The 20,791-nt window shown below is 59.1% G+C and carries 9 protein-coding genes; all 9 read right to left on the bottom strand.

All coding sequences use genetic code 11. The features are described 5' to 3' along the window. Positions 1-27: 27 nt before the first annotated feature. Positions 28-1,053 carry an ABC transporter ATP-binding protein gene (locus PV433_RS21710; protein ID WP_332074146.1) on the bottom strand — a complete coding sequence of 342 codons (1,026 nt, stop codon included), beginning with the start codon at positions 1,051-1,053 and terminating at the stop codon, positions 28-30. Next, on the bottom strand, positions 1,037-2,059 hold the full coding sequence (locus PV433_RS21705; RefSeq protein ID WP_332074145.1) for an ABC transporter ATP-binding protein: 1,023 nt from the start codon (positions 2,057-2,059) through the stop codon (positions 1,037-1,039). The genes PV433_RS21710 and PV433_RS21705 overlap by 17 nt, the downstream gene beginning before the upstream one ends. A gap of 239 nt (positions 2,060-2,298) precedes the next feature. Next, the gene (locus PV433_RS21700) at positions 2,299-3,321 is read right to left on the bottom strand and encodes a LacI family DNA-binding transcriptional regulator (protein WP_332074144.1); all 1,023 of its coding nucleotides are present in this window, start codon (positions 3,319-3,321) and stop codon (positions 2,299-2,301) included. Between the two features lie 54 nt (positions 3,322-3,375). Further along, on the bottom strand, positions 3,376-4,980 hold the full coding sequence (locus PV433_RS21695; protein WP_332074143.1) for a DUF4127 family protein: 1,605 nt from the start codon (positions 4,978-4,980) through the stop codon (positions 3,376-3,378). Position 4,981: 1 nt separating this feature from the next. Then, on the bottom strand, positions 4,982-6,367 hold the full coding sequence (locus tag PV433_RS21690; protein WP_332074142.1) for an FAD-dependent oxidoreductase: 1,386 nt from the start codon (positions 6,365-6,367) through the stop codon (positions 4,982-4,984). 165 nt (positions 6,368-6,532) lie between these two features. Beyond that, on the bottom strand, positions 6,533-7,231 hold the full coding sequence (locus PV433_RS21685; protein ID WP_332074141.1) for a hypothetical protein: 699 nt from the start codon (positions 7,229-7,231) through the stop codon (positions 6,533-6,535). 688 nt (positions 7,232-7,919) lie between these two features. Beyond that, on the bottom strand, positions 7,920-8,060 hold the full coding sequence (locus PV433_RS21680) for a hypothetical protein (RefSeq protein WP_332074140.1): 141 nt from the start codon (positions 8,058-8,060) through the stop codon (positions 7,920-7,922). Positions 8,061-8,133: 73 nt separating this feature from the next. Beyond that, positions 8,134-9,030 carry a hypothetical protein gene (locus tag PV433_RS21675; RefSeq protein WP_332074139.1) on the bottom strand — a complete coding sequence of 299 codons (897 nt, stop codon included), beginning with the start codon at positions 9,028-9,030 and terminating at the stop codon, positions 8,134-8,136. A 273-nt stretch (positions 9,031-9,303) separates the two neighbouring features. After that, positions 9,304-20,721, bottom strand: a complete 11,418-nt coding sequence (locus PV433_RS21670) for a fibronectin type III domain-containing protein (protein WP_332074138.1) — start codon at positions 20,719-20,721, stop codon at positions 9,304-9,306. Positions 20,722-20,791: the final 70 nt, after the last annotated feature.

Here is a 20,791-nt window from a genome sequence, read left to right as displayed (position 1 = left end):
GTTTCTCTCCTTCGTGTCGCGGTTCGTTTAATGAAGCGGGAAGTGGCAGGACGCCACATGATCCCCGCTGCCCGCAAGTTCAGGCTCCAGCTCGCTGCATACAGGCTGCGCGAAAGGGCATCTCGTGCGGAACCGGCATCCGGACGGCGGATTCACCGAGCTGGGGACTTCCCCCTCCAGCAAGACCCGCTCCTTTCCCCGTTGCTTCGGGTCGGGCACCGGATACGCATCCAGCAGCGCTCTCGTATACGGGTGCCGGGGAGCGCGGAACAACGTTTCCGTTTTGGCGATCTCTACGATTTTGCCCAGATACATAACCGCGATCCGGTCGCTTATATACCGGACGGCTCCCAGGCCGTGCGCGATAAATAAGTAGGAGAATTGGAACTGGTTTTGCAAATCTTTAAGCAAATTCAAAATTTGCGCCTGAATGGACGCATCCAGCGCCGATACCGGCTCATCGCAGACAATCAGTTTCGGGTTCAGCGAGATCGCTCTCGCCACCCCGATCCGCTGTCTCTGGCCGCCGGAAAATTCGTGCGGGAAACGGTGCTTGTGCGCCTTCGACAAGCCGACCAGCTCCAGCAGCTCCTCCGCCCGGGCATTGGCGGCCGCACGTTCCATCCCGTGCACGATCAGCGGTTCGGCAAGCAGACTGCCGATCCGTTGTCTCGGATTCAAGGACGAATACGGATCTTGAAACACGATCTGCAGCCGCTGGCGAATACTTCTCATCTTGCTGCCGGTGAGCGACGTAATATCCTGATCCTCGAACCGGATCGTTCCTTCCGTCGGGTCCTCTAGCCTGACGATCAGCTTGCCGGCCGTCGATTTGCCGCAGCCGGATTCCCCCACCAAGCCAACCGTTTCACCCGGGTAGATGGACAACGAGAACCCGTCCAGCGCTTTGACGAACGCTTTTTGCTTCAGAAACAACCCGCTTCGGATCGGATAATATTTCTTGAGCGCCTCGACTTGCAGCAAAGGCTGCCGGATCGGTTCTATCTGTGCATTCGATCCTATCTGTTCAATCGGTTCAACGGACTTGTCCATTTCCGGCCTCCTGTTCCCCCGGCCGGTTCGCAGCCGCCAAGTCGTTTGCAAACCAGCAGCGGGCCGAATGATTTTCTCCTGCAGAAAGCAAGGGAGGCTGTTCGGCACGGCATTTGTCAGCCGCATAAGGACACCGGTTATGGAACCGGCAGCCTTCCGGCATCCGGGCCGGACTCGGGACTGTCCCGGGAATGGCGGGCAGCCGTTCGCCAGGCGGCGCATCGAGACGCGGTATAGAGCCCATTAACCCCTGCGTATACGGATGCTTCGGATCTGCGAACAATGTAATCACGTCCGCTTCTTCGACGACTTGTCCGGCGTACATGACCAGCACCCGGTCAGCCATCTCCGCAACGACACCGAGATCGTGCGTGATAAGCAGCATGGACAGGCCGTATTCTTGTCTGGCCGCTTTTAATACGTTTAAGATTTGCGCCTGAATCGTTACATCCAGCGCGGTAGTAGGTTCGTCGGCAATAACGAGACGGGGCTGGCAGGCGAGCGCCATCGCAATCATTACCCGCTGCCTCATCCCGCCGGACAAAGCGTGCGGATACTCCTTCATAATCGCTTCCGCCCGGGAGATGCCGACCTTCTTCAGCAAGCCGACCGCGTATTCCCGCGCTTGCTTTTTGCCCCACTTTTTATGAATCCGGATTCCTTCGGTGAGCTGGCTGCCGATCGAGAACACCGGGTTAAGCGAAGTCATCGGCTCCTGAAAAATGATCGAGATTTCGTTGCCCCGGATTTGGCGCATTTGTTCGGGAGTCGCCTCCAGCAGTTGCCTGCCCTCAAGCGAGATCGTCCCTTGCTTGACCCGGCCGTTTTTGCCGAGCAGTCCGAGGATCGATAGAGCCGTCACACTTTTGCCGCTGCCGGATTCTCCGACCAGTGCGACGGTCTCGCCCTTGTACAGATCAAAGCTGACCTGGTCGACCGAAGTCACTTCGCCTGCCTCCGTACGAAAAACCGTCTGTATCCGATCCACTTGCAGCAATGTTTCCATGGTTTTCCCTCCATACGACGGCAACTACCAATATTAGTATATTATTCCCATAGGATTAGTATGCTTAATTGTCAATCCATAATATATTAGGATGCCTACCCTGTCAACCTTTATTAGTATACTAGAAAAGCCGTTTCTTCGTAGAGAAATCTACGAGAAGACGGCTTCGTTGTTATCGATGGATAGATCGGATGTGTAAGGAAGACGCTGAACGTGCCCGGCTGACGCCCAGGAGCACATTAACGGCTATGCGAGCTGTCCCGGATCACGAGCCTGCTTTCGATGATAATATCGCTCGGCACGGAGCGGTCGATCTCATTATGGAGCAGTCTCATAAGCAGCTGCGTCGCTTCCTGGCCGATCCTCCGCTTATCCTGCCGGACCGACGTTAGCGGCGGGGCGAAATATTGGGCCGCTTCGATATCGTCGTACCCAACGACGGCAACGTCCTGCGATATACGCAGTCCCCGCTCCTTCATCGCTTCGATCGCTCCGAACGCCATCAGATCATTGCCGGAAAATACGCCGTCAAACGTGACGCCGCCTTCCAGCAGCCTGCTCATCTCGGCGTAAGCCGTCTGCTTCTCGGCTTGTCCGTACAGCATAAGCGACTCGTCCGGTCCCAGACCGGCTTCTTCCAGCGCCTGCACATAGCCGGCATACCGTTCGTTCTCGTGGTACGTGTTCAGCAGCCCCCGGATCAAAACGATTTTGCGTTGTCCCTGATCGAGCAAATGCTTCGTTCCTTCATAAGCGCCCTTCCGGTAATCGGACGTCACGCAGAACAGCGGAATATTGTCGCTTAGCCGTTTGCCGACCAATACGAACGGAATGTCCCGTTCGTAATAATATTGCAAGTACGACTCCTGAATCCGTTCCCCCATTATGATGAGCCCGTCCACTTTGCGCTTGTCGCCGATCCTTTTCCAATATTCGGCGTCCCGGTCGCTCCGGTTGGAGAACAGCACCAGATCGTAAGCGTTCAGTGTCGAATGGCTCTGGATGCCCTGCAACACTTCGAAAAATAGATGGTGCGACAAAAACAGGGGGCTATTGCCGAATACGACAACTCCGATATTTTCCGTCCTGCCTCCGGCCAAGCTTCGCGCCTGGGGATTGGGCACATAACCTGTTTCCGCTATTACGCCCAGCACGCGTTCCCGGACGGCCGGCTTCACGCCGGGCTGATTGTTAATGACCCGCGAAACGGTCCCTCTGGAGACGCCGGACAGTTTGGCTATGGACTCGAGCGTATACGACAATCGCTATCACCGCGCTTCTTTTTCTTTCATTATTTCAGTGTCGGGCGCCGCTTGTCAAACTGTAGTTGGATCGCCGTCATCCGCAAGCGAGACCCGGACACGGACCTCCGCCTCGAACGTCCGGTTCCACGGCAACCGCACCGTGTCCAGCTCCGCGCCGATGATCGCGCCGCCCGCCCCTCCGGCTGCAGGGAACACAGGTCCGAGCAGCTGCCGCTTCGTCTTGTCGAACAGCTGCCGCACGATCTCGGCGGCCTTGGAGTTAACCCGGTCGTAGTCCGACTCCAGATCCCACGGACTTCCGCTCAAACCCTGCTCCGATATCCAGCCATTGACTTCGCCTCTCGCCTGGGCCTGATAGCCCCATTCGTCCATCAGCCTGGAGAGCAGAAACGAATAATGCTCGGTATCCGCCTCCGTTTTATTGGAAGAGGAAGCGCCCATCGTCTGCAGCGTCCGCGCCACCGCATGCGCGATGCAGGTGCCAAGCGTATTGCCGGCCGTATTCCAGCCGGCATAAGCGGTAAGCCCCGTAAACAGCCGTTCGTCCAGCAAGTACCGGACCAGCTCCACGTCCGAGGCGTTCGGCATCGCTACATCGGCGACGGCGACCCGGCGGCCTTGCAACATGTCATAACGGGCGCTTTCGACCAGATCGGTGAGCATATGGCGCGAATCGAAACAGGCTTTTAATCCGTGAGTCTCCTGACCGCAGTCCGGTTTACCCGACATCGGAGGGTTTACGGACAATATCAGATCCGCTTCCTGCGCAGCGCCTACGACGATCGCGCCCGCCGACCACAGATGCGCCCTGACCGTCTCCTCCACGGGCCGGTCCTCAAAGGCCGGGATAGTCAGCTTGCCGGCTTCGGACGAAAACCGCGGATACACCTTCACCCGGCGGCCCGACAACGTCTGCATCATCCGGGCAAGCAGCGTCTGAGCCGCTTCGTCAGCGCCCGGGTACAAGATCGTTTTCGCCTGCGCCCGCTGCTCGTACATCACGCGCTGCAGCTCATGCTGCTCGGGAATATGGACGCCCACCGGGCTTGCATCCTCCTGCGTAATCGCCAAGTAATCGATCACGCCTGCACCCGCCCATTCGATCAGCTTGAGGTGCACGAGTTTATTCCGCTCACGCGCGCGGAAGAAGTCCTCCAGCACCTCCTTTGGAATTTGCGAGCGCACGCGGGCAAGCTCTTCCTCCAGGCCGCTCTCCTGCAGGCGGTGGACCCGGTCATACAACCGGGCGTAATCGGCTACCAGCTTCCAGTACTTGGCGAACAGCGCATTTTTGCCGGTAACCGTTATTCGCATCAGCACGCTGGACACATAGATCGGCTTTGACGGATACCGTTCCTTGATCTCCCGCAGCACGTCCAGCGTCTCCATCGCCTGCTCGAAGCTTCTCTCGCAGGTTCTGGAGGCGATCAGCCCGCCATAAGCGAGCTGGTCCGCCGCCACGACGATGCCGTCCGCTTGCGAAGCCGCTTCTCGAAGCCAGTCCCGAACGGCGGAACAATCGCCCGGCGTCATGAACCGGCCGAGCCGTTCGACCGCCGGCGTAAGCAGGCGGAACCCGCCGATCGCCGCGATCGATTCGGGAAACGACCGGCAGCAAGGCCGGCTGTCTAACGGGACTAAGGCGATAGGCTTCATCTTATCTCCCTTCCGGCTGCATCCCGAGATTGCAGCCCTGTTCGATCAGCTTCACCTGAAGCAGCCGGATGTCCAGCTGCAGAGGCTCTACTCCCGATATAGCGGCCAGCGCCGCCGCTGTGCCCGCCGCTTCCCCGATCGCCATCGCCGTGGGCGATACTCTCGCCGAAGCAAGCGCTTCGTGCGTAGCGGATATGCAGCGGCCAGCCGCAATCAGATTACGCGCTGTATCGTTCAGCAGACAGCGGTACGGGATGTCGTAGGACGAGGCGGACTTCATCTCGGTGGCGTCCAGATCGCCGCTGTCCGGAGAATGGATGTCGATCGGGTACGAACCCCGTGCGATCACATCGTCGAACTTGCGTCCGGCGAGCACGTCTTCACCGGTGAGCGTATATACCCCTTGCATGCGGCGCGATTCCCTCACGCCGATCTGGGTGCCGCAGTTGATCAAGGCGGCGTTCTCGAACCCCGGAATCCGCCTGTTCAGAAACCGCACCGCTTCCATAACCTGTGCGCGGGATACGATCTCCGCCTGCGTAAGCGCCTGCCCGTCGGTTGCGTCGTAACGGATAACGCGCGTCATGTTGACGCTCACTTCACCCGGCGCCGGAAGTTCGAACAACAACACGCGGTCCCGTTCGATCGTCAGCTCGCCCGATTGTCTCGCCTCGCGAACCAGCGAGAAAAAGCCCGACACGCCGACATGAGAGCAGTTCTCCCAGTCTTCCGCCAGCACGAACTCGTCCGGATGGAGCGCCATGTACGATCTGACCCGTTCCAGATCGACGCCGCCCATCCGGAACATCATCGTCATCGGCTGAGCGAGGCCGTCCTTTTCTCTTCCTTTCAGAAACGGAACGCCGGCTTGCCAGATCACATCCCCGTCGCCCGTACAATCGACGACTACCGGAGCTTGCACCGTCTGCGGACCGGATTTGTTGTACACATGAAGCTTCCCGATCCGTCCTTCCGACACGTCCGCTCCGGTGACGACCGTATGCAGCATAAGCTCTACGCCGCTTTCCACGCACATTTGCTGGAGGACGTATTTCAGCTTTTCCACATCGACCGGCGTAACGGACGGAGCGAAGCCGACCATATCTCTCACATGCCCCGGAGATCCTCCGAGCTCCACGAGTTTCGCTATCGCCTCTTCGGCTATGCCGAGGACGAGCTGTTCGTCTTTGGAATGGAAGCTTTGCATCGGCCCGACCAAAGCGTTCGTAATCATCCCGCCGAGGAAGCCGTACCGCTCGATCAGCAGCGTCTTCGCTCCTCCGCGGGCGGCGGCGATGGCCGCCGCGGTTCCGGACGGCCCTCCTCCTGCGACGATGACGTCGTATCGTCCCAGGGTATCCGCTTTTCCTTGCTTGCTTGCCGTCATCCTAATCTCTCCCGTCCGTTTATCCTTATTTTTATCCGTTCCAACTACCGTTCGCAAAAAGGCGGAGATCGATAAATCCGACCGTAAAACCGTGAGCGCTCCCAAATAACTATACTCTAATTTGGTTTTCGTACAACTCATCGTTCGAGACCTGAACGAAATCACTCAACCGTTTCCATTCAGGGCGTCCATAGCCCGGCGGAAACGTTTCGTCGTCTCGTAGATCGACGACGCCTCGGTCCCGGTTACGATCGCTCCGATCATGACGCCGCGCACGCCGGTCAATTGCAGCGCTTCCAGATCGTCGACCGTAATGCGGCGCTGGCTCGGTACGACAACAGGTTTGCCCGACGCTTCGACAAGTACTCGGTAGGCGAGCAAATCCCGGACCGTCAGTGGGGTGCCGTATTCCGTCCCCGGTACGATCGACGCCTCCAATACGTCAATCGGCAGCGTCCGGAACGACGCCGCTTCCCGTTCCGTATAGTCGCCGCTGACGGCGGCCATCGTACTGATTCTGCGCTCTGTGCAGATCCAGGCGGGGGCATGATGGGCGTACAGCGAGACGAAGTCGAAGCCGTAACCGACGAGCCGGTCGATCGTCTCCTTCGTCACCTTCTCCGACGAATCCCCCGGCACGCAGCCGATCGGCCCCGGGAATATCCGGGCGATCTCTTCCGCGAGCCCGGCATATTGCTCCGGCTTCCCGAACATCGTTCCGCTGGCCCGGTGCTCGATATTAAAATGGATTTTTATCGCATCCGCCCCTCCTTCCACCGCCGCCTGAATCAAAGGAAGCGAATTGGAAGGCACGCTGACGATCAAAGCCATCTTCTGTTGCAGCAGGTCTACCAATTTCTTCATCGTGTGACTACCTCCTGATCGTCCATCTGGGAGCGCTCCCGAAATGGAATGAACATAAGCCTATCCACAAGTTATCGCAACTTCTTTCGCTTGTCAATCACCTTTCATCGCGCGTCAGCCCTTCCTTGTCGCAGACGGGCATTCATACGGACTTAGGATGAAAAAGCCGTGATAGGGCGGGCGTGTGATGGAGCTGGGGGCTGGTGCGAGCGGGTGGGGGTTCCGGGCTGATGGTACAGGGCTGATGATGCAGAGCCGACGGAGAAGTGCTGAAGATGTAGTGCTGAGCATGCAAAGATGATGGTATTCTGCTGATAGTATTCTGCTCTGATGGTATTCTGCTCTGATGGTATTCTGCTGATAGTATTCTGCTGATAGTATTCTGCTGATAGTATTCTGCTGATAGTATTCTGCTGATGATGGTGCTGAGCAGATGGTACTAGGCTGGATGACCCACGCTGACGATGCAGAGCTGGTGGTTCAAGATGCTAGTTGGCTAGTTGAGTAATCAGGTTGCCGGCTGATTGCAGCGGAAGAAACATTTCCGTCATTCAAGAAACCCCTCGGATTTAGCAATTAACCGGAAGAATCATTTCCGCTATTCACGGAATCCCCCCCGATTTCAACTATAACCGGAAGAAACACTTCCGTTATTACCGCAAAAACGAGCCTCGCTCGTCCTTTACCCCTAAATAGCGGAAGCAAATCTTCCTCTATAAGCCGATCTGAAGCGCAATCGTTCAAATAAAGGAAGTTTTTCCTCCGCAAAAGGAAGTTTTTCTCCCGCTAAAGGAAGTTTTTCTTCCGCTGTCACTGCCGCCTCTGGCAATTATCGCCTCCGCCAGCCGGTTCGTTCACAAAATTTCAACCCCGAACCGCCTAGCGGGAAGCCGCACGCCAAATCACAAAGCCCGAATCCGATGCTGAAGCAGATCGGCAAGCTCTTCGGCCCGGTCCCACACGAACGGGCGCACCTGATCCGTCTGGATCGGCACACGGTCCGCCTCCTTCCGGTTCACCGTCCAGACGACCGGTACGTCTAGGCCGAGCGCCAGCCCTGCGGCAAAGTACACTTCCGGCGATGGCACCGATAAATCCGCGATCAGCAGCTTGCTGCCGGACATGAGCCGGATCGTATCGTCTCCGACCTTGCCCGCCTCCGGCTTGCCGGCCAGTCTTGGAAAGTACCCGCACCCTTCGAGCTTCGGAAATACTTTCTCGGCCCATTCCGTCCTCATCTCCTCGTGATCGGCCAGTATTACGAAGCAGGGCTTCAACTGTTTGCCTCCGGCTTTGGCGGCCGCTTCCTGCCACCCTTTGTCCGTCAGCCGGATGGTCGAACCGGCCCGCTCGATCAGCCGGTCTTCCCGGAGCTTCTCTATAATATGGACGAACTCCTGCAAGTTCGGCGAATACGTCAAGTTGTACTGCTCGGGCAGCTGCCGGATGACGACCGCTTCGTTCGGCCCCGAACAACGCCTGTGGAAATAAGTGAGCAGCAGGTCGGCCTTCTCTTCGATCGAGGCCGGTACGCGCGGAGACTCGCAGATCGGCTCCAGATCGTCGATCGCAAGAGCAACCGTTTCCCCGCATTCACTCATATCGCGGATATACCCGGAGACGATCGGGAACGTCTGGTGCTTCACTTGATAAGAAAGCGCGGCAAACGGGTCATAGCTGTCCGTACGCAAACTGTATTGGCTGTCGGGAGCACAGCTGCAGCCGACAAACCAGCTGTATTCGCCTTTTTCTTTAACCGGTACGATTTTATCGCAAAATAAACAACGTTTCGTTATCATTTGCTGTCGTCCCCCCTATAAGTGCGAGTTCAAAAAGTCCGGTTTTCAGCACCGAGAAGATGGGATGAAGCTAGGAAATGAGGAGCGTAGTGGGAGCTTTTGTGAGCACCGGAAGTTCCGGCTGAATTCCATATTCGATGTGAAGTAGGCTTCCTGTATCTGCTCCGTGATCAAAAGTGGACTTTTTGAACTACCTCTATAAAGGAATGTTCGTATCGGATCTTCCGGATAAGGGGGCAAGGCAAAAGCCGCCCTCACCGGGCGGCTTCTGATCTACTCGCTTATATATCCGTAACGAGCCAGCAAACGCAGCAGCAGAACAGCCGCCTGCGCGCGGGACGCTTCCGCCTGAGGCTCGATCGTCCGGTCCGTCATCCCCTGGATGAAACCGAGACTGATGGCGCGCGCCATACCGGCCTTCGCCCATTCCGAAATCCGGCCGGCGTCTTCGAACCGGTCCAGCGACGTATCGTCGTCCGGCTGCTCCGAAGCGCCGCGGCTGAGCAGATTCACGGCCCGGCCGACGAACAGCGACATTTCTTCGCGCGTCACCGGATCGCCCGGACGGAACATGCCGTCTGCGCCTTGCGCAATCCCGGCTCGGGATGCCGTTTCGACGTACGCGTAATACCACGCTTCCTTCGAAACGTCCCGGAAAGTCGGTGCTTCCGGAGCATCCGGCTTTTGCAAACCGGCACCGATCAGCGTCTCGACGAGCATCTTCGTCATTTCCGCGCGGGTGATCGCCCGATCCGGCTCGAACCGGTTCTCCGATACCCCGTTCACGATATGTCGGCTGACGAGAACATCGACGTCCGGCCGGCTCCAATGCCCCGGCATATCGCTAAAGCTGCGTTCATACAGAAGTACGGCGTACTGGCCGGATTCCGTCACATCCGTGCGGACCCGATGCTCCTTCTCCTGTACAATTCCCCCGGCATATACCCATCCGGCCGCAGCCATCGTGTTCCGCTTATACAATCCGAGACGGGCTGCATCCAATCCGTTTAACAGAGCAGGGTCGTATTCGATCAGCAGCGTTAGCGGCTGCTTCGGTCGGATCGTCCCGAGATTCAGCTCGTAAGCCGGGGATGTTAACGTATATCCCGATCCCGGCTGCGCCGCCGGGCTCTCGCTTTGCACAACCGTCATCTTGCTGCCCGCAGGGACAGCCCCTTCCTGCACGACTACCTTCACCTTGCCGTCATAAGCGGCGTACGTTCCGCCCTTTGGCTCAATAATCCATTCCGAGCCTGCACCCGGCGATTTCGGAGGTACCGGCGCATAGCCGCCTCCGCCGCCCGGACCCGGCAGCGGTTTGCCGTTCGCAGGCTTCGTCGAGGCAGAAAGCAAACTGCCTATCGACGGGTTGCCGCTCCGGTCCACAGCCTGGATCGTGAGCTCGTACTCGGTATTCGGCTCCAGTCCCGAGATCGTATACGTCCCGACTCCCGGATCGACAGCGGCCGTCTTCGCCAGGGCGAAACTTCCGACCGGCTTCCAGCTCAGGATCAGCTTCGCCAGATCCGGCGCTACCGAATCGGTCCAAGCGACCTGGAGCCGGTCCGCTTCCGCAGCGGTCACCCTCAGATCGAGGATCGGCAGCGGCGGAGAGTAATCGTCCCGTTCCCGCTCGCCGATCGTACGCATCAGTACGACTCCGGCCGATTCGTTGCCGTTCGTATCGGCGGTTGCCAGCCGGAACGAATAGTCGCCCTGCTCCAGTCCGCTCACCGACACCCATTTCGTCCCTTTGCTCACATCAAGCGGAGCACCATAGGCCGGATCGGACGATTTTTTCCAGTATACGCGCACTTTATCGAAATCCGCGTCTGCCGGGTCGTTCCAGATCAGCGTAATCGAATCGGACGTCATCCCTTCACTGACCCCGCCTACCTCGGAAGGAGCGGCAGCATCTTGCCCGTGAACCGCAACCGTTCGGCGGACGTCGGCCTGAAGCGGAATGTCCGCATAGCTTGTAACCAAGCGGCTTACCGTTACTACATACGTCTCGCCGGCCGTCAGCGGCGCCGCAGGCTGGAACCGGATGCCATACGCAAGCATCCGTCCGCCGACCGTCACCGGTCCGATCCCGTACACGCTTCCGGAGACGGTGCCTTCCCGTCCGTCTAAGCGGATCAGCTCCGGCGCCAGATCGTCCGCGTTAACCGGCTTCGAGAAGTAGACGTCCACCGAGCCGCCTCCCGGCCGGGCCGTAACGGAAGTAACTTCCGGCGGCTGATAGGATACGATCGGAACGTTCACGTCGAAATGCGGCGGCAGCACCTCCATCTCATGGCTGTAGGCCGTCTCATACCCATCCTTCTCATACATGACCTGCCATCTGCCCTTCGGCACGTCCCAGCCGTACCGCCCTTCCCCGTTCGTATACTGAGGGTTGGCCTGGCCGTACCAGGCCGCATCCCAGACGTTCCATAATCCGCTGACCGGATCTTGCTCCAGTACGGTGGCCTTCACATCCGGAACGCGATTGTCCGGCAGCCCTTCGTACACATAACCGCTCGGGTCCCATATAAATTTCGGATCGGCTTGCGGTTTTTTCTCCGGATAAGGCTTCAGCTTGCACTTAAATTGATCCAGCGCCTTCTCCAGCTTGCCTTGTTCGTCTTCAACGAGCGAGTCGAGCACGTTTTCCGCCAGCAGCCCGCTCAGCCAGAACCCAAGAGCCGTACTGAGCCCGAGCGTCTCGGGACCCAGAACGAGACCGGCCGCCTGAAGCGTCCACTTGATCCCTTCATGGATCATGATCGTTGTGCCGATTTCCTCCGCCCATCTCGTGTAATACTCGCTAGCTCTCGGATCGCACAAATTTTGCGCACGGATCAGCAGCTTCTCGGCTTTTTCGAACAGTTTCGAGGCGCCTGCGAGATCCTTTAAGCTTTTTAGTTTATCGATCAGCGCCATAACATCCGGTACGTGATCGGTCAGGGCGTCAAGCGTCAGTTGAAGCGCGAGCTTGATCATTTCTTTTTTGCCGCCGGACATGATGCGGACTTCGCCCTGGCCAGCTTTGCCCGTCGTCCCGGCCGCCTTTTGGCCGAGCCGCTGCAAGCCTGCGGCCAGACTTCCCGCTTCCCTGATTTCTTCCGCCGGAATGTTGATGCTGAAATCGATGACGAGCGAATTGCCCTTTTTCTTGTAGCTGACCGACGTGCCGTAGACGGGAAGTCCGGTATACTCCGCCTGCCTGTATTCGTCCGGCGTCGGCTCGTAATTCGGCATTCTCTGAACCGTAATCTGCGCCTGCGCATTCATATCGCCGGGCACTTTGGCGTCGATCACCGCCGACTTGGCCGAGTCCGCCGTCCCGTTAAGTACGGCATTCAAGTCCGCATCGGGAATCGTGATTTTCTCGATCGTATAGTTTTGCATACGGGACGGCAGCCGGCTGCGGAACTGCTCCTCCGTCGGCATGCCGCCCGCCGTATCCGGAACCCACTTCGGCTTGACCCGGTAAGACACCCATACCGGACCGATATCGTCTGTTGTCGGAATGGTCGCCTTGAACAAGCCATCCACCTTTTGAGCATTAGCGATGTTGTTGCCCATCTGCACCGTTACGTCGCTAATGCGTTCCGGCTGGCTGAAGCTCATCTCGAACAGGAACGGCTTACCCGGCACGACGACGTAGGGGAATATAGCCTGCCCTTCGGACGGGCGGAACGTCATCCTGCGTCCGTCGGCCTGCATCATTGACATTTCCTCCAGCAGCGCCGCTTCCGGATCGACGTTCACGAGAGCCGTCGCGCTCGATACGTGCCGTCCGCCGACGATCGTCTCCGCCCGCAGCCGGTGTTCGGGCTCGCGGGATTCGGGCAATTGTACGGACAGGTACCAATAACCGGCCGGCGAGCTTACCGCCTGACCAAGCGGCACATTTCCGTCATATACGGTCACCTGTTCTCCCGCAGGCGCCTTCCCGTTCACTTTCATGGAGTAACCGGTAACCGTCTCCGGCGCCGCAAGCGTGATCGGCACCGTATCAACCGGGAGCACTCCGAGAAGCTCCTCACGCTCCTCAGCGCCGTACGTATAGCGCAGCGAAGCCGATAAAGCCTTCTCCTGATTCGAGTCCACCTGGTCGATCGACAGCTGGAACAGCACGACTCCCGAAGCGCCAGCCGCGACAGTTCCCAACGAAATCTCCGCAGTTTGTCCCTGCATCCTCGCTTCGCCCGGCTGTCCTCCCACCGTGACGCTGCCCGGTACGATCGCGGTGCCTTCCGGCAGTCCGATCGTTAGCTTCGCTTGCTCCGCCTGTCCCCGGGGTTCTCCCGTATTGGCGTAGCTGATGCGGATAGCAGCGGCGCTGCCAAGCGTGGCCGGTCCGGACAAAAGCTGGAGACTCGTTCCGCTTCTGCCTTTGAACTTCCCGCTGCTGCCCAGCCGAATGTCGCCAAGAGGCTTCAATTCGCCCGCCCCGAGCCGGAAGCTTACGGTTTGAGCAGCCGTTGGACGAGACGGGTTGTCGCTGACATACAGCATGTAATTACCTTCCTCGGCGATGTCCAGTCTAAAAGGTCCGCTGTTCAGCCAAACGATCCGCTGCAAATTCAACCGTCCCTGCTCGCTCAGCCGGTACAAATCCCCCCGGTAGCTTGCCGAAGCGGAGCCCTCCGGATGAACGATCGTACCGGTTACCGACGAACCGGCGCTTTCGAGATACAGATCAACGGCGCCGTTCCGGTTCTCGTCGATCGTCGTCTCCGCACACTTCTTGGACAGACCGGCCTCCCGGCCGTCGGCGCATATTTGGACGACATCGCCCTCCTGCGCCCGGATACGCGCCGGGTTCCCGTGCTCCAGCACCGAATGCGTGGACGTCAGGTGCATATGGATCGCGACTCTCCAATCGAGATCGAGCGGACCTTGCCAATTGCCGCCGGGCAATTTGGTATACAAATTGATGTTGACCCTCGCATCCATATTCAGCAGCTTCGGGTCCCTTTGAACCCGCTCGCCTTCCGTTACGTCCATACGGGCCGGCTTCGAACGCACCAGCGCATTCGATTTGCTTACCGCCTCCACGGTGACGGAACCTGCCGGTACTTCCATGCTGTACATGCCGTTCTCGTCAACCGCTGCGACGCTGCGGAACGATTCATTGTAGATGTGAACGGCGGCGTCCGGGGTCGGCTTGCCAGCCGGGTCCAAGGCGCTGCCGTACAACGTACCGCTGGGCTTCGCCACCGGTGAGACCGACTGCTCATAATGCTCCCGGTCCAGCACGAAAGAAGCGGTAAAGGGCTTATAGGCCGGCTGATCGCTCATGTCCGTCGTTAACGTGACCGTTTCCCCGACGAACAACGCTTTTTGAGAGACGATGATACCGTCCGGTCCCGTCTTCCCTTGGTCGACCGACCCGCGCTTTCCGCGAAGGACGTATTTCACGTTCGGAAGCGGCTGGCCTTTGGCGTCAAGTACCGTGATGCGCACTCTGGCCGGCGGCTCCAGCTGAGCTTCCGTCTGCAATCCGTTCCGAATTTCGATGTTTTCCCTATTCCAAATAACGGTTCTGTTGCTGCCCATAATCGTAAACGAATAATCCGTTCCGGAAGGAAGCGGAATCGCAATCTCCCCGCCGCCTGTCCCGATCTCGCTCCACGTCGCGTACGATTTCCCCCGGACGGTTAAATTGCCGTCGTATTTCCCGAAATCTTCCGGTATGGGATAAACGTTCACTTTCAGTTTGCCGGCAACCGGATAATACAGTCCGGTCACCTCTCTTTCCGTACTCCGGCCGGAAGCGTCCGTGACGGACAGTTTTACGCGCCGCACCTCGGAGATCCCGTCTTCCAGCACAAACGTCCCTTTGTACCCGTTCGGAGCTTCGGGGTCCGGCTCCATCGCGATTTCTTTCGTCTGCTGCGCCGGCTCTTCCAGCAGTTGCCCGGCAGCGTCGAACCACGTTTTATACTCCACCGTCATCTTGGCGCTGCGGTTCGCTTCGCCTTTGAACCGGACCTGGAGGCCGCTGCCCGTTACGGCATATTTCGAGCCGCCCACCCGGATCGTATCCGCGTTCCATAGCGGATCGGCGATCGACAATTCCGGAGTAAAAACGGTCACTTCGTCGGAGAAAGGAGTCTGCGTGCCCGACGTTGTCCGTTTGTGCACCTCATACGAATACGAGGCTCCGCTTGCCAGTCCCGCATCGGTGAACTTCGTAACCGACGGATCGTTTACTCGGCCGACTTCGGCTGGGTCGGCGCCGCCTGTCTTCCGGTAGATCACGAAGCCCGCCAAATCCGTTTCGTCCGCCGGAATCGACCACGTGATGTCGGCGATCCCGCCGCCGGCATAGACGACCTGGAGGAACACGCGGAGATGGACGGTCGCTTCCGCCGTTAGCCCCTGACGGACCGTATATCCTTGATCCGATTCCCTCAAAGGCAGCTCGCGGCCAAGCGAGGAGCGAAGCTTCAGCTCATAGCCTTCGCCTGAAGGGAGACCGCCGAACGTATAGGAGCCATTGCCGGTCAGCGTTACTTTCTGTTCGCCCTGCAACGCGCCGCCGCTCAGCGTCAGTACCGCATTTTGGAGCCTCGATCCGTCCTCGGAGCGGATGTGCAGCTTTAAGCTGCCGCCTACGGGGATATCCAGCGTCTTGCTCCGCTTGACGGATGCGGAGGCTACAGTTAAAGTTACTTCCGCGCTGCGGATCTGCTTGGCGCCCTCCGGGATGGCGAATTCCCCCGCATAAAGCGGACTTGCCGCACCGGAAGCGGTAAGCGGGATAAGCAAGCTGTCAGTCGTATCGTCCGCCTTCACATAGTCGATACGGGCTTCTGCGCTCCCACCGGGACTTCCTTCCGCTTCGAGCCGCACTGTTCCGTTCAGAGAAGCGTAGCCGGAGCCGCTCCGCTCGGTCGTCGCCCTGACGTCGTTTAACCGCACCTCCGATCCGCTCTTTGTCGCCGCAACGACCGTTAATCCGTTCGCACTCTCGTTTCCTGCCGCATCCGCCGCTTTTACTGTAAATGTATATTCAGTACCAGGCAGAAGCCCCCATACGGTCCCTTCTGTTGCAGTGCCGGGAAAAGAAACGTAAGAGGTACCGCCGTAGGACACGCGGTAGCCCGCAACGGCACGGTCGTCGCTTGCCGCAGGCCAGCTCAGCGTCACAAAGTCGGCTCCCGCTTCCTTCACCAGGGCGCGGCCGCCCTCCGGGAACACCGGAGGAACCGTATCGTCGGGAGGCGGCGCCTGCAAAAGTGCGAGGAACAGATCGGATACACCGTTCGTATCGCCCGTGATCAGATCGGAAGCTTCCGATTCGAACACCACGTACATTCCGTCGCCGCTCACTGCGGGCATTCTGGAGCTGCCGCTAGCCCATCCGCCTGCATACGTGAGACTTAGCGGAGCCGTCTCCCCGGTATGCCGATCGAACGCATATACGTCGTATACGCCGTTGGAGTCGCCTGCAGCCAGATTGGCCGCTCTCGAAGCGTAAAGGACATACCGGCCGTCGCCGCTTATCGAAGGCGATTCGCTGTCTCCGTCCGGCAGTCCTCCGGTGACTGAACGGCTAGCCGCAACCGTCTCGTCCCGGTCCCGGTCGTACACGTAAATAACCGGAAACAGATTATAATCGCTGTGATCTTCGTACTTAAACGCCACGTAACGTCCGTCCTCGCTAATGGACGGATCGTAGGAAATCGTCCGGTCGCCCGGGAACGTCGAGATCCGCTTGACCGTTTTGTCGGGAATATGAAATAAATAAACGTCCAGGTAGCGGTCCGTATCGGTCCGGTCCATGTTGCTCGCTTCCGTAGCGAAAGCAATATACTGACCGTTGCCGCTAATCGCGGGCGGACCGCTGTCGTCGTTCGCGATCGTTCCGTCCGCCAGCCGCAGCAGCGACACGGAGTCCGTCTCCCGCTCGTACAGGTATACACTCAGTTGATCCGGTGCGTCCGGCACCAGCTTGGCATAGGAAAGGAAGACAATTCTCGAGCCGTCGCCGCTTACAGCCGGCCTGTAGCTGTCGCCGTTGCCTGCCCCGCCTTCGGCCGGATAGCTGATTTTGGCCATACGTCCGGTATGCCGGTCGTACAGAAACACATCCGCCGCCGGGCCGGCCGCGTCGTCCGTTATCAGGTTCCCGGCATACGAGGTAAAGACGATATATCGTCCGTCGCCGCTTATTTTCGGCTCGAAGCTTATATTGTCGGCGGAAGCTCCGTCTCCGGTTTTACTGATCAGCTCGATCGTGTCGGCAACGCGGTCATACAGGAATACGTCCGTTTTTCCGTTCCCGTCCCGTTCCGCCAAATGATCCGCATCCGAATCGAATACGACGTATCTTCCGTCATCGCTCACATCCGGACGCAAGCTCGTTTGGTTGCTTTGTTCCCCGGAGCCGGAGACGTTTACGCGGGTGATTTGCCGCCCTTGGGTCACACGGGCTGTGGCCGGGGCGCTTTCGGAACGGTTGCCGTCCGCATCCAGGCTGACGAGCACGACCTCGTATTCGGTTCCGTTCGTAAGTCCTTGCATAGCCGCCGTCTGTACGCCCGGCGCGATCCGAGCCGTTTCTTTGTAGCCGATCGCCCCTTTCTTCCGCCACTTCACGATGGTCCCGACATAATCGAGAGAAGCCGGGTCGGTCCAGCGGACCTCCAAACCTCCGAGTTCCGGCAGCAATGCGATGCCGCTAGCGGTTTCCGGCGGCGTCGTCTCAGGCTGGGCAAGCGTCGAAGCCGACGCCGATATCCGCGCCGCGCTCCAGTTGTAGAACGTATCGCCCGGCTCTACGGCGAACGAGTACGTTCTGCCCGGCGACAATCCGGTAACGAGATAAGCCGGTTCCGGTACGATATCCAGCAGTACGCCGTCGCGGTATACCTTATAGATCGCCGGACTTGCTTCATCCAGCGCCGGCGTCCAGCGGAGCGCCGCATAGGAGCCGCCCGTTTGCGCTGCAGCAAGCGCGGCGCCTTCGCCCCATACGGGCGGTGTCCGGTCGCTGTTCGCGTAAACCGGCAGTTCCCTGAAATAGATATGCCCGTAAGTGGATTCTCCTTCCGGTTCGCCTGCCAAGTTGGAAGCGACCGAATCGAAAACCGCATATTTGCCGTTCCAGCTTACAGCTCCGCGGATGCTGTCGGCGTTGCCCGGCTCGCCAGCAGGAGATGCGCTCATCAGCTCCGTCTGAAGGGTCTCGCGGTCGTGCAGGTAGACGTTCCGGTTGTACGCGCCCGGATGCAGTTCATCGTTCGAGTAAAACACGATCCACCTGCCGTTCGCGCTGATCGAGGGCGATTCGTTCGATCCGAAGCCCGGTTCCGCGGACAGGGTCACGTTTACGATCTCCGTCGTTTTCGCGATTCTGTCGCGGACGAATAAATCCAGGTTGTAGCTGTCGTCACCCGGAATAAAATTGTTCGCATACGACGTAAAAACGACATACCGTCCGTCCGCGCTGATCGATCCGCTCTCGCTGGCGGAGTTCCCCTCTTCGCCCGAAGAAGATAGGCTGACCCGTTCGGTAAGACCCGTCTTCCGGTCGTACACGAACACGTCTGATCTGCCATTCGTATCGCCCGGCACCAGATCGTGCTCATCGGAGGTGAACACAATATATCGGCCGTCCGGCGTCATCGAGATCCGGGTCGTGTGGGGATACTTGAAGCTGCCGTACATCCGGTCCGTAATCCGGGTTGTCTGACCGCTCCACCGGTCCTTGACGAATACGTCCCAATTGTTGTTGAAATCATCCTCCACACCGTTCGTCCCGTAAGAAGCAAAGGCGACGTACCGGCCGTTCTCGCTCATCGCATACGGCCTCTCATACACGTATACGTAACCGGCGCTTACGTCTTCGGCTACTTTTTCCAAACCGCCCGTCTCGCCGTCGTACAAGTAGAGATCTTCCGTCGAGCCGGACCCCGGAGCGGCGAGCAAGTTCGTCGCGAAGGAAGAAAACAGGACGAATCTGCCGTCCATGCTCATAACCGGCGCATGACTGCTGCCGTTGGCCTCCAGACCGCTTTGCGACATGCTGATCCGTTTCGTCACCCGGTTCATTCTGTCGCGGAGGAAAATGTCTTCCTTGCCGTTCGTATCGCCCGCGACCAGATTGGCCGCTTCGGAGCCGAACACCACCCACCTGCCGTCCTCGCTGACGGACGAATACCGGCTGTCGCCGTTCCCCGGCTCGCCTAGCCCATTCACGCTGATCTTTTCCGTAACGATGGGCGGCTTCGTCTGGATCGTCACGTACGGGCCGTCTGTCGTCCGATTGCCGGACAAATCGGCCGCTTCGACCTTGAATACGTAAGAGGTGCCGGGCGTCAGTCCGCGAATGTTCGCCGGAGATTCGGAACCCCCCGGCAGCGGCGCCCCATCCTGATATAGAACGTACCGGATGAGTCCGGTCTCGCCGACCGCCGGCGTCCATTCCAGCCGGACCGCATTGTGACCGACCGCCGGCGCGTGGATAACGCTCCCGGCCGGCCATACCGGAGCCGTCCGATCCCCGGGGTCGGGTAGAACGGATAACAGCGTCCGATTCATGCTCCATGACGTACCGGATGCACCGGCCGTTATCGCCTGGCGCACTTCGCCCGCCGTGAGCTCCGGCTGTACGGCGCGAACGAGCGCCGCAGCTGCCGCGACATATGCGGCGGCGCTGGCCGAACCGGTTTTCGTGCCGTACTGCCCGGACGGCAGCGCGCTTAGGATCTCCTCGCCGGGCGCCATGACGGTTGTTCCCGGATTCGATCCGGCCAGCGGGACCGACAACCGGCTCAATGCTCCCGCCGATATCACCTGCGGCAGCGCCGCCGGGTAGTAGGCGTCGGTTTCCCCGTTGCGCACCGGCGTTCCGTCGTCTCCGCCCCCCGCTACTATGACGATCTGCTGCGCATAAGCTTCTGCGATCACACCGGACAAGTAGGTCGGAGGATCATACTCCCTGAACCCGGGGCCGATGTAGATGACGCTTACCCGCTCACCCGACGCTCCTCTCCACTCCATCGCTCTGCTGACTGCAGCCGCTACGTTAAAAGCGCTGTCGGCCGCCTGAACCGGCAAAATCGATACCGGCATCGTCCCGGCCGCGCCGGTTATCCCGATCCCGTTGTTGGCAGTTGCGGCGATGATGCCTGCGGCGTGCGTTCCCCGCTCTTCCCCGTCCGTCAGCTTGTTCACGGCCCGTACCCCCGGAGCCGCATCCACGCACGGAATCTCCCCGTCACCCGAGCAGTCGATCAGCGGCAGCAGCCTGCCGGCAAGATCCGGATGGGCCGTGTCGAACCCGTTGTCGATGACGGCGACGACGACCGGCGGCATGGCACCGTAAGCCGCGCGGGTAACCGTATTCCACGCCGCTTCCGCTTCGATCGCCCCGAGCGCCCATTGCTGCGGCAGCAGCGGATCGTTCGGAAGCAAAGCAGCCAGGCTGTATACCGATCCCGTCACTCCAGGCCCCGGCGGCCGCTCCAGTGTCGCGGCCTGAATCGTACGGATTTCCCCTGTGCTTTCCGCGCTTTCTCCGCTTACCAGTTTCTCCAGCAGCTCTTTGGCCTCCGCAGCCGTCAAACCGTCTACAGCCGACGACGACGCTTGAAGGACCGGCGATAACGTGCTCATCAAAATAATAACGACCAAACAGGCGTGAAAGGTTCGTCTCCACCAGTCCCGCTTTCCTCTGCGCAAACTCAAAACAAGTCCCTCCCGGGTATCAAACGATTTTTATGTTACATTTCGTATCTTCAAAACCAGAGCCTTACGG

The sequence above is a fragment of the Paenibacillus sp. GYB004 genome, assembly GCF_036577605.1.
GTDB lineage: Bacteria > Bacillota > Bacilli > Paenibacillales > NBRC-103111 > Paenibacillus_AB > Paenibacillus_AB oceani.
This window is presented reverse-complemented; position numbering and strand designations above follow the sequence as displayed.

Bases quoted from the DNA above. Each gene is read 5' to 3' on its own strand.
- PV433_RS21710 (WP_332074146.1), bottom strand. From the start codon at position 1,053: ATGGACAAGTCCGTTGAACCGATTGAACAGATAGGATCGAATGCACAG.
- PV433_RS21705 (WP_332074145.1), bottom strand. From the start codon at position 2,059: ATGGAAACATTGCTGCAAGTGGATCGGATACAGACGGTTTTTCGTACG.
- PV433_RS21695 (WP_332074143.1), bottom strand. From the start codon at position 4,980: ATGAAGCCTATCGCCTTAGTCCCGTTAGACAGCCGGCCTTGCTGCCGG.
- PV433_RS21690 (WP_332074142.1), bottom strand. From the start codon at position 6,367: ATGACGGCAAGCAAGCAAGGAAAAGCGGATACCCTGGGACGATACGAC.
- PV433_RS21685 (WP_332074141.1), bottom strand. From the start codon at position 7,231: ATGAAGAAATTGGTAGACCTGCTGCAACAGAAGATGGCTTTGATCGTC.
- PV433_RS21675 (WP_332074139.1), bottom strand. From the start codon at position 9,030: ATGATAACGAAACGTTGTTTATTTTGCGATAAAATCGTACCGGTTAAA.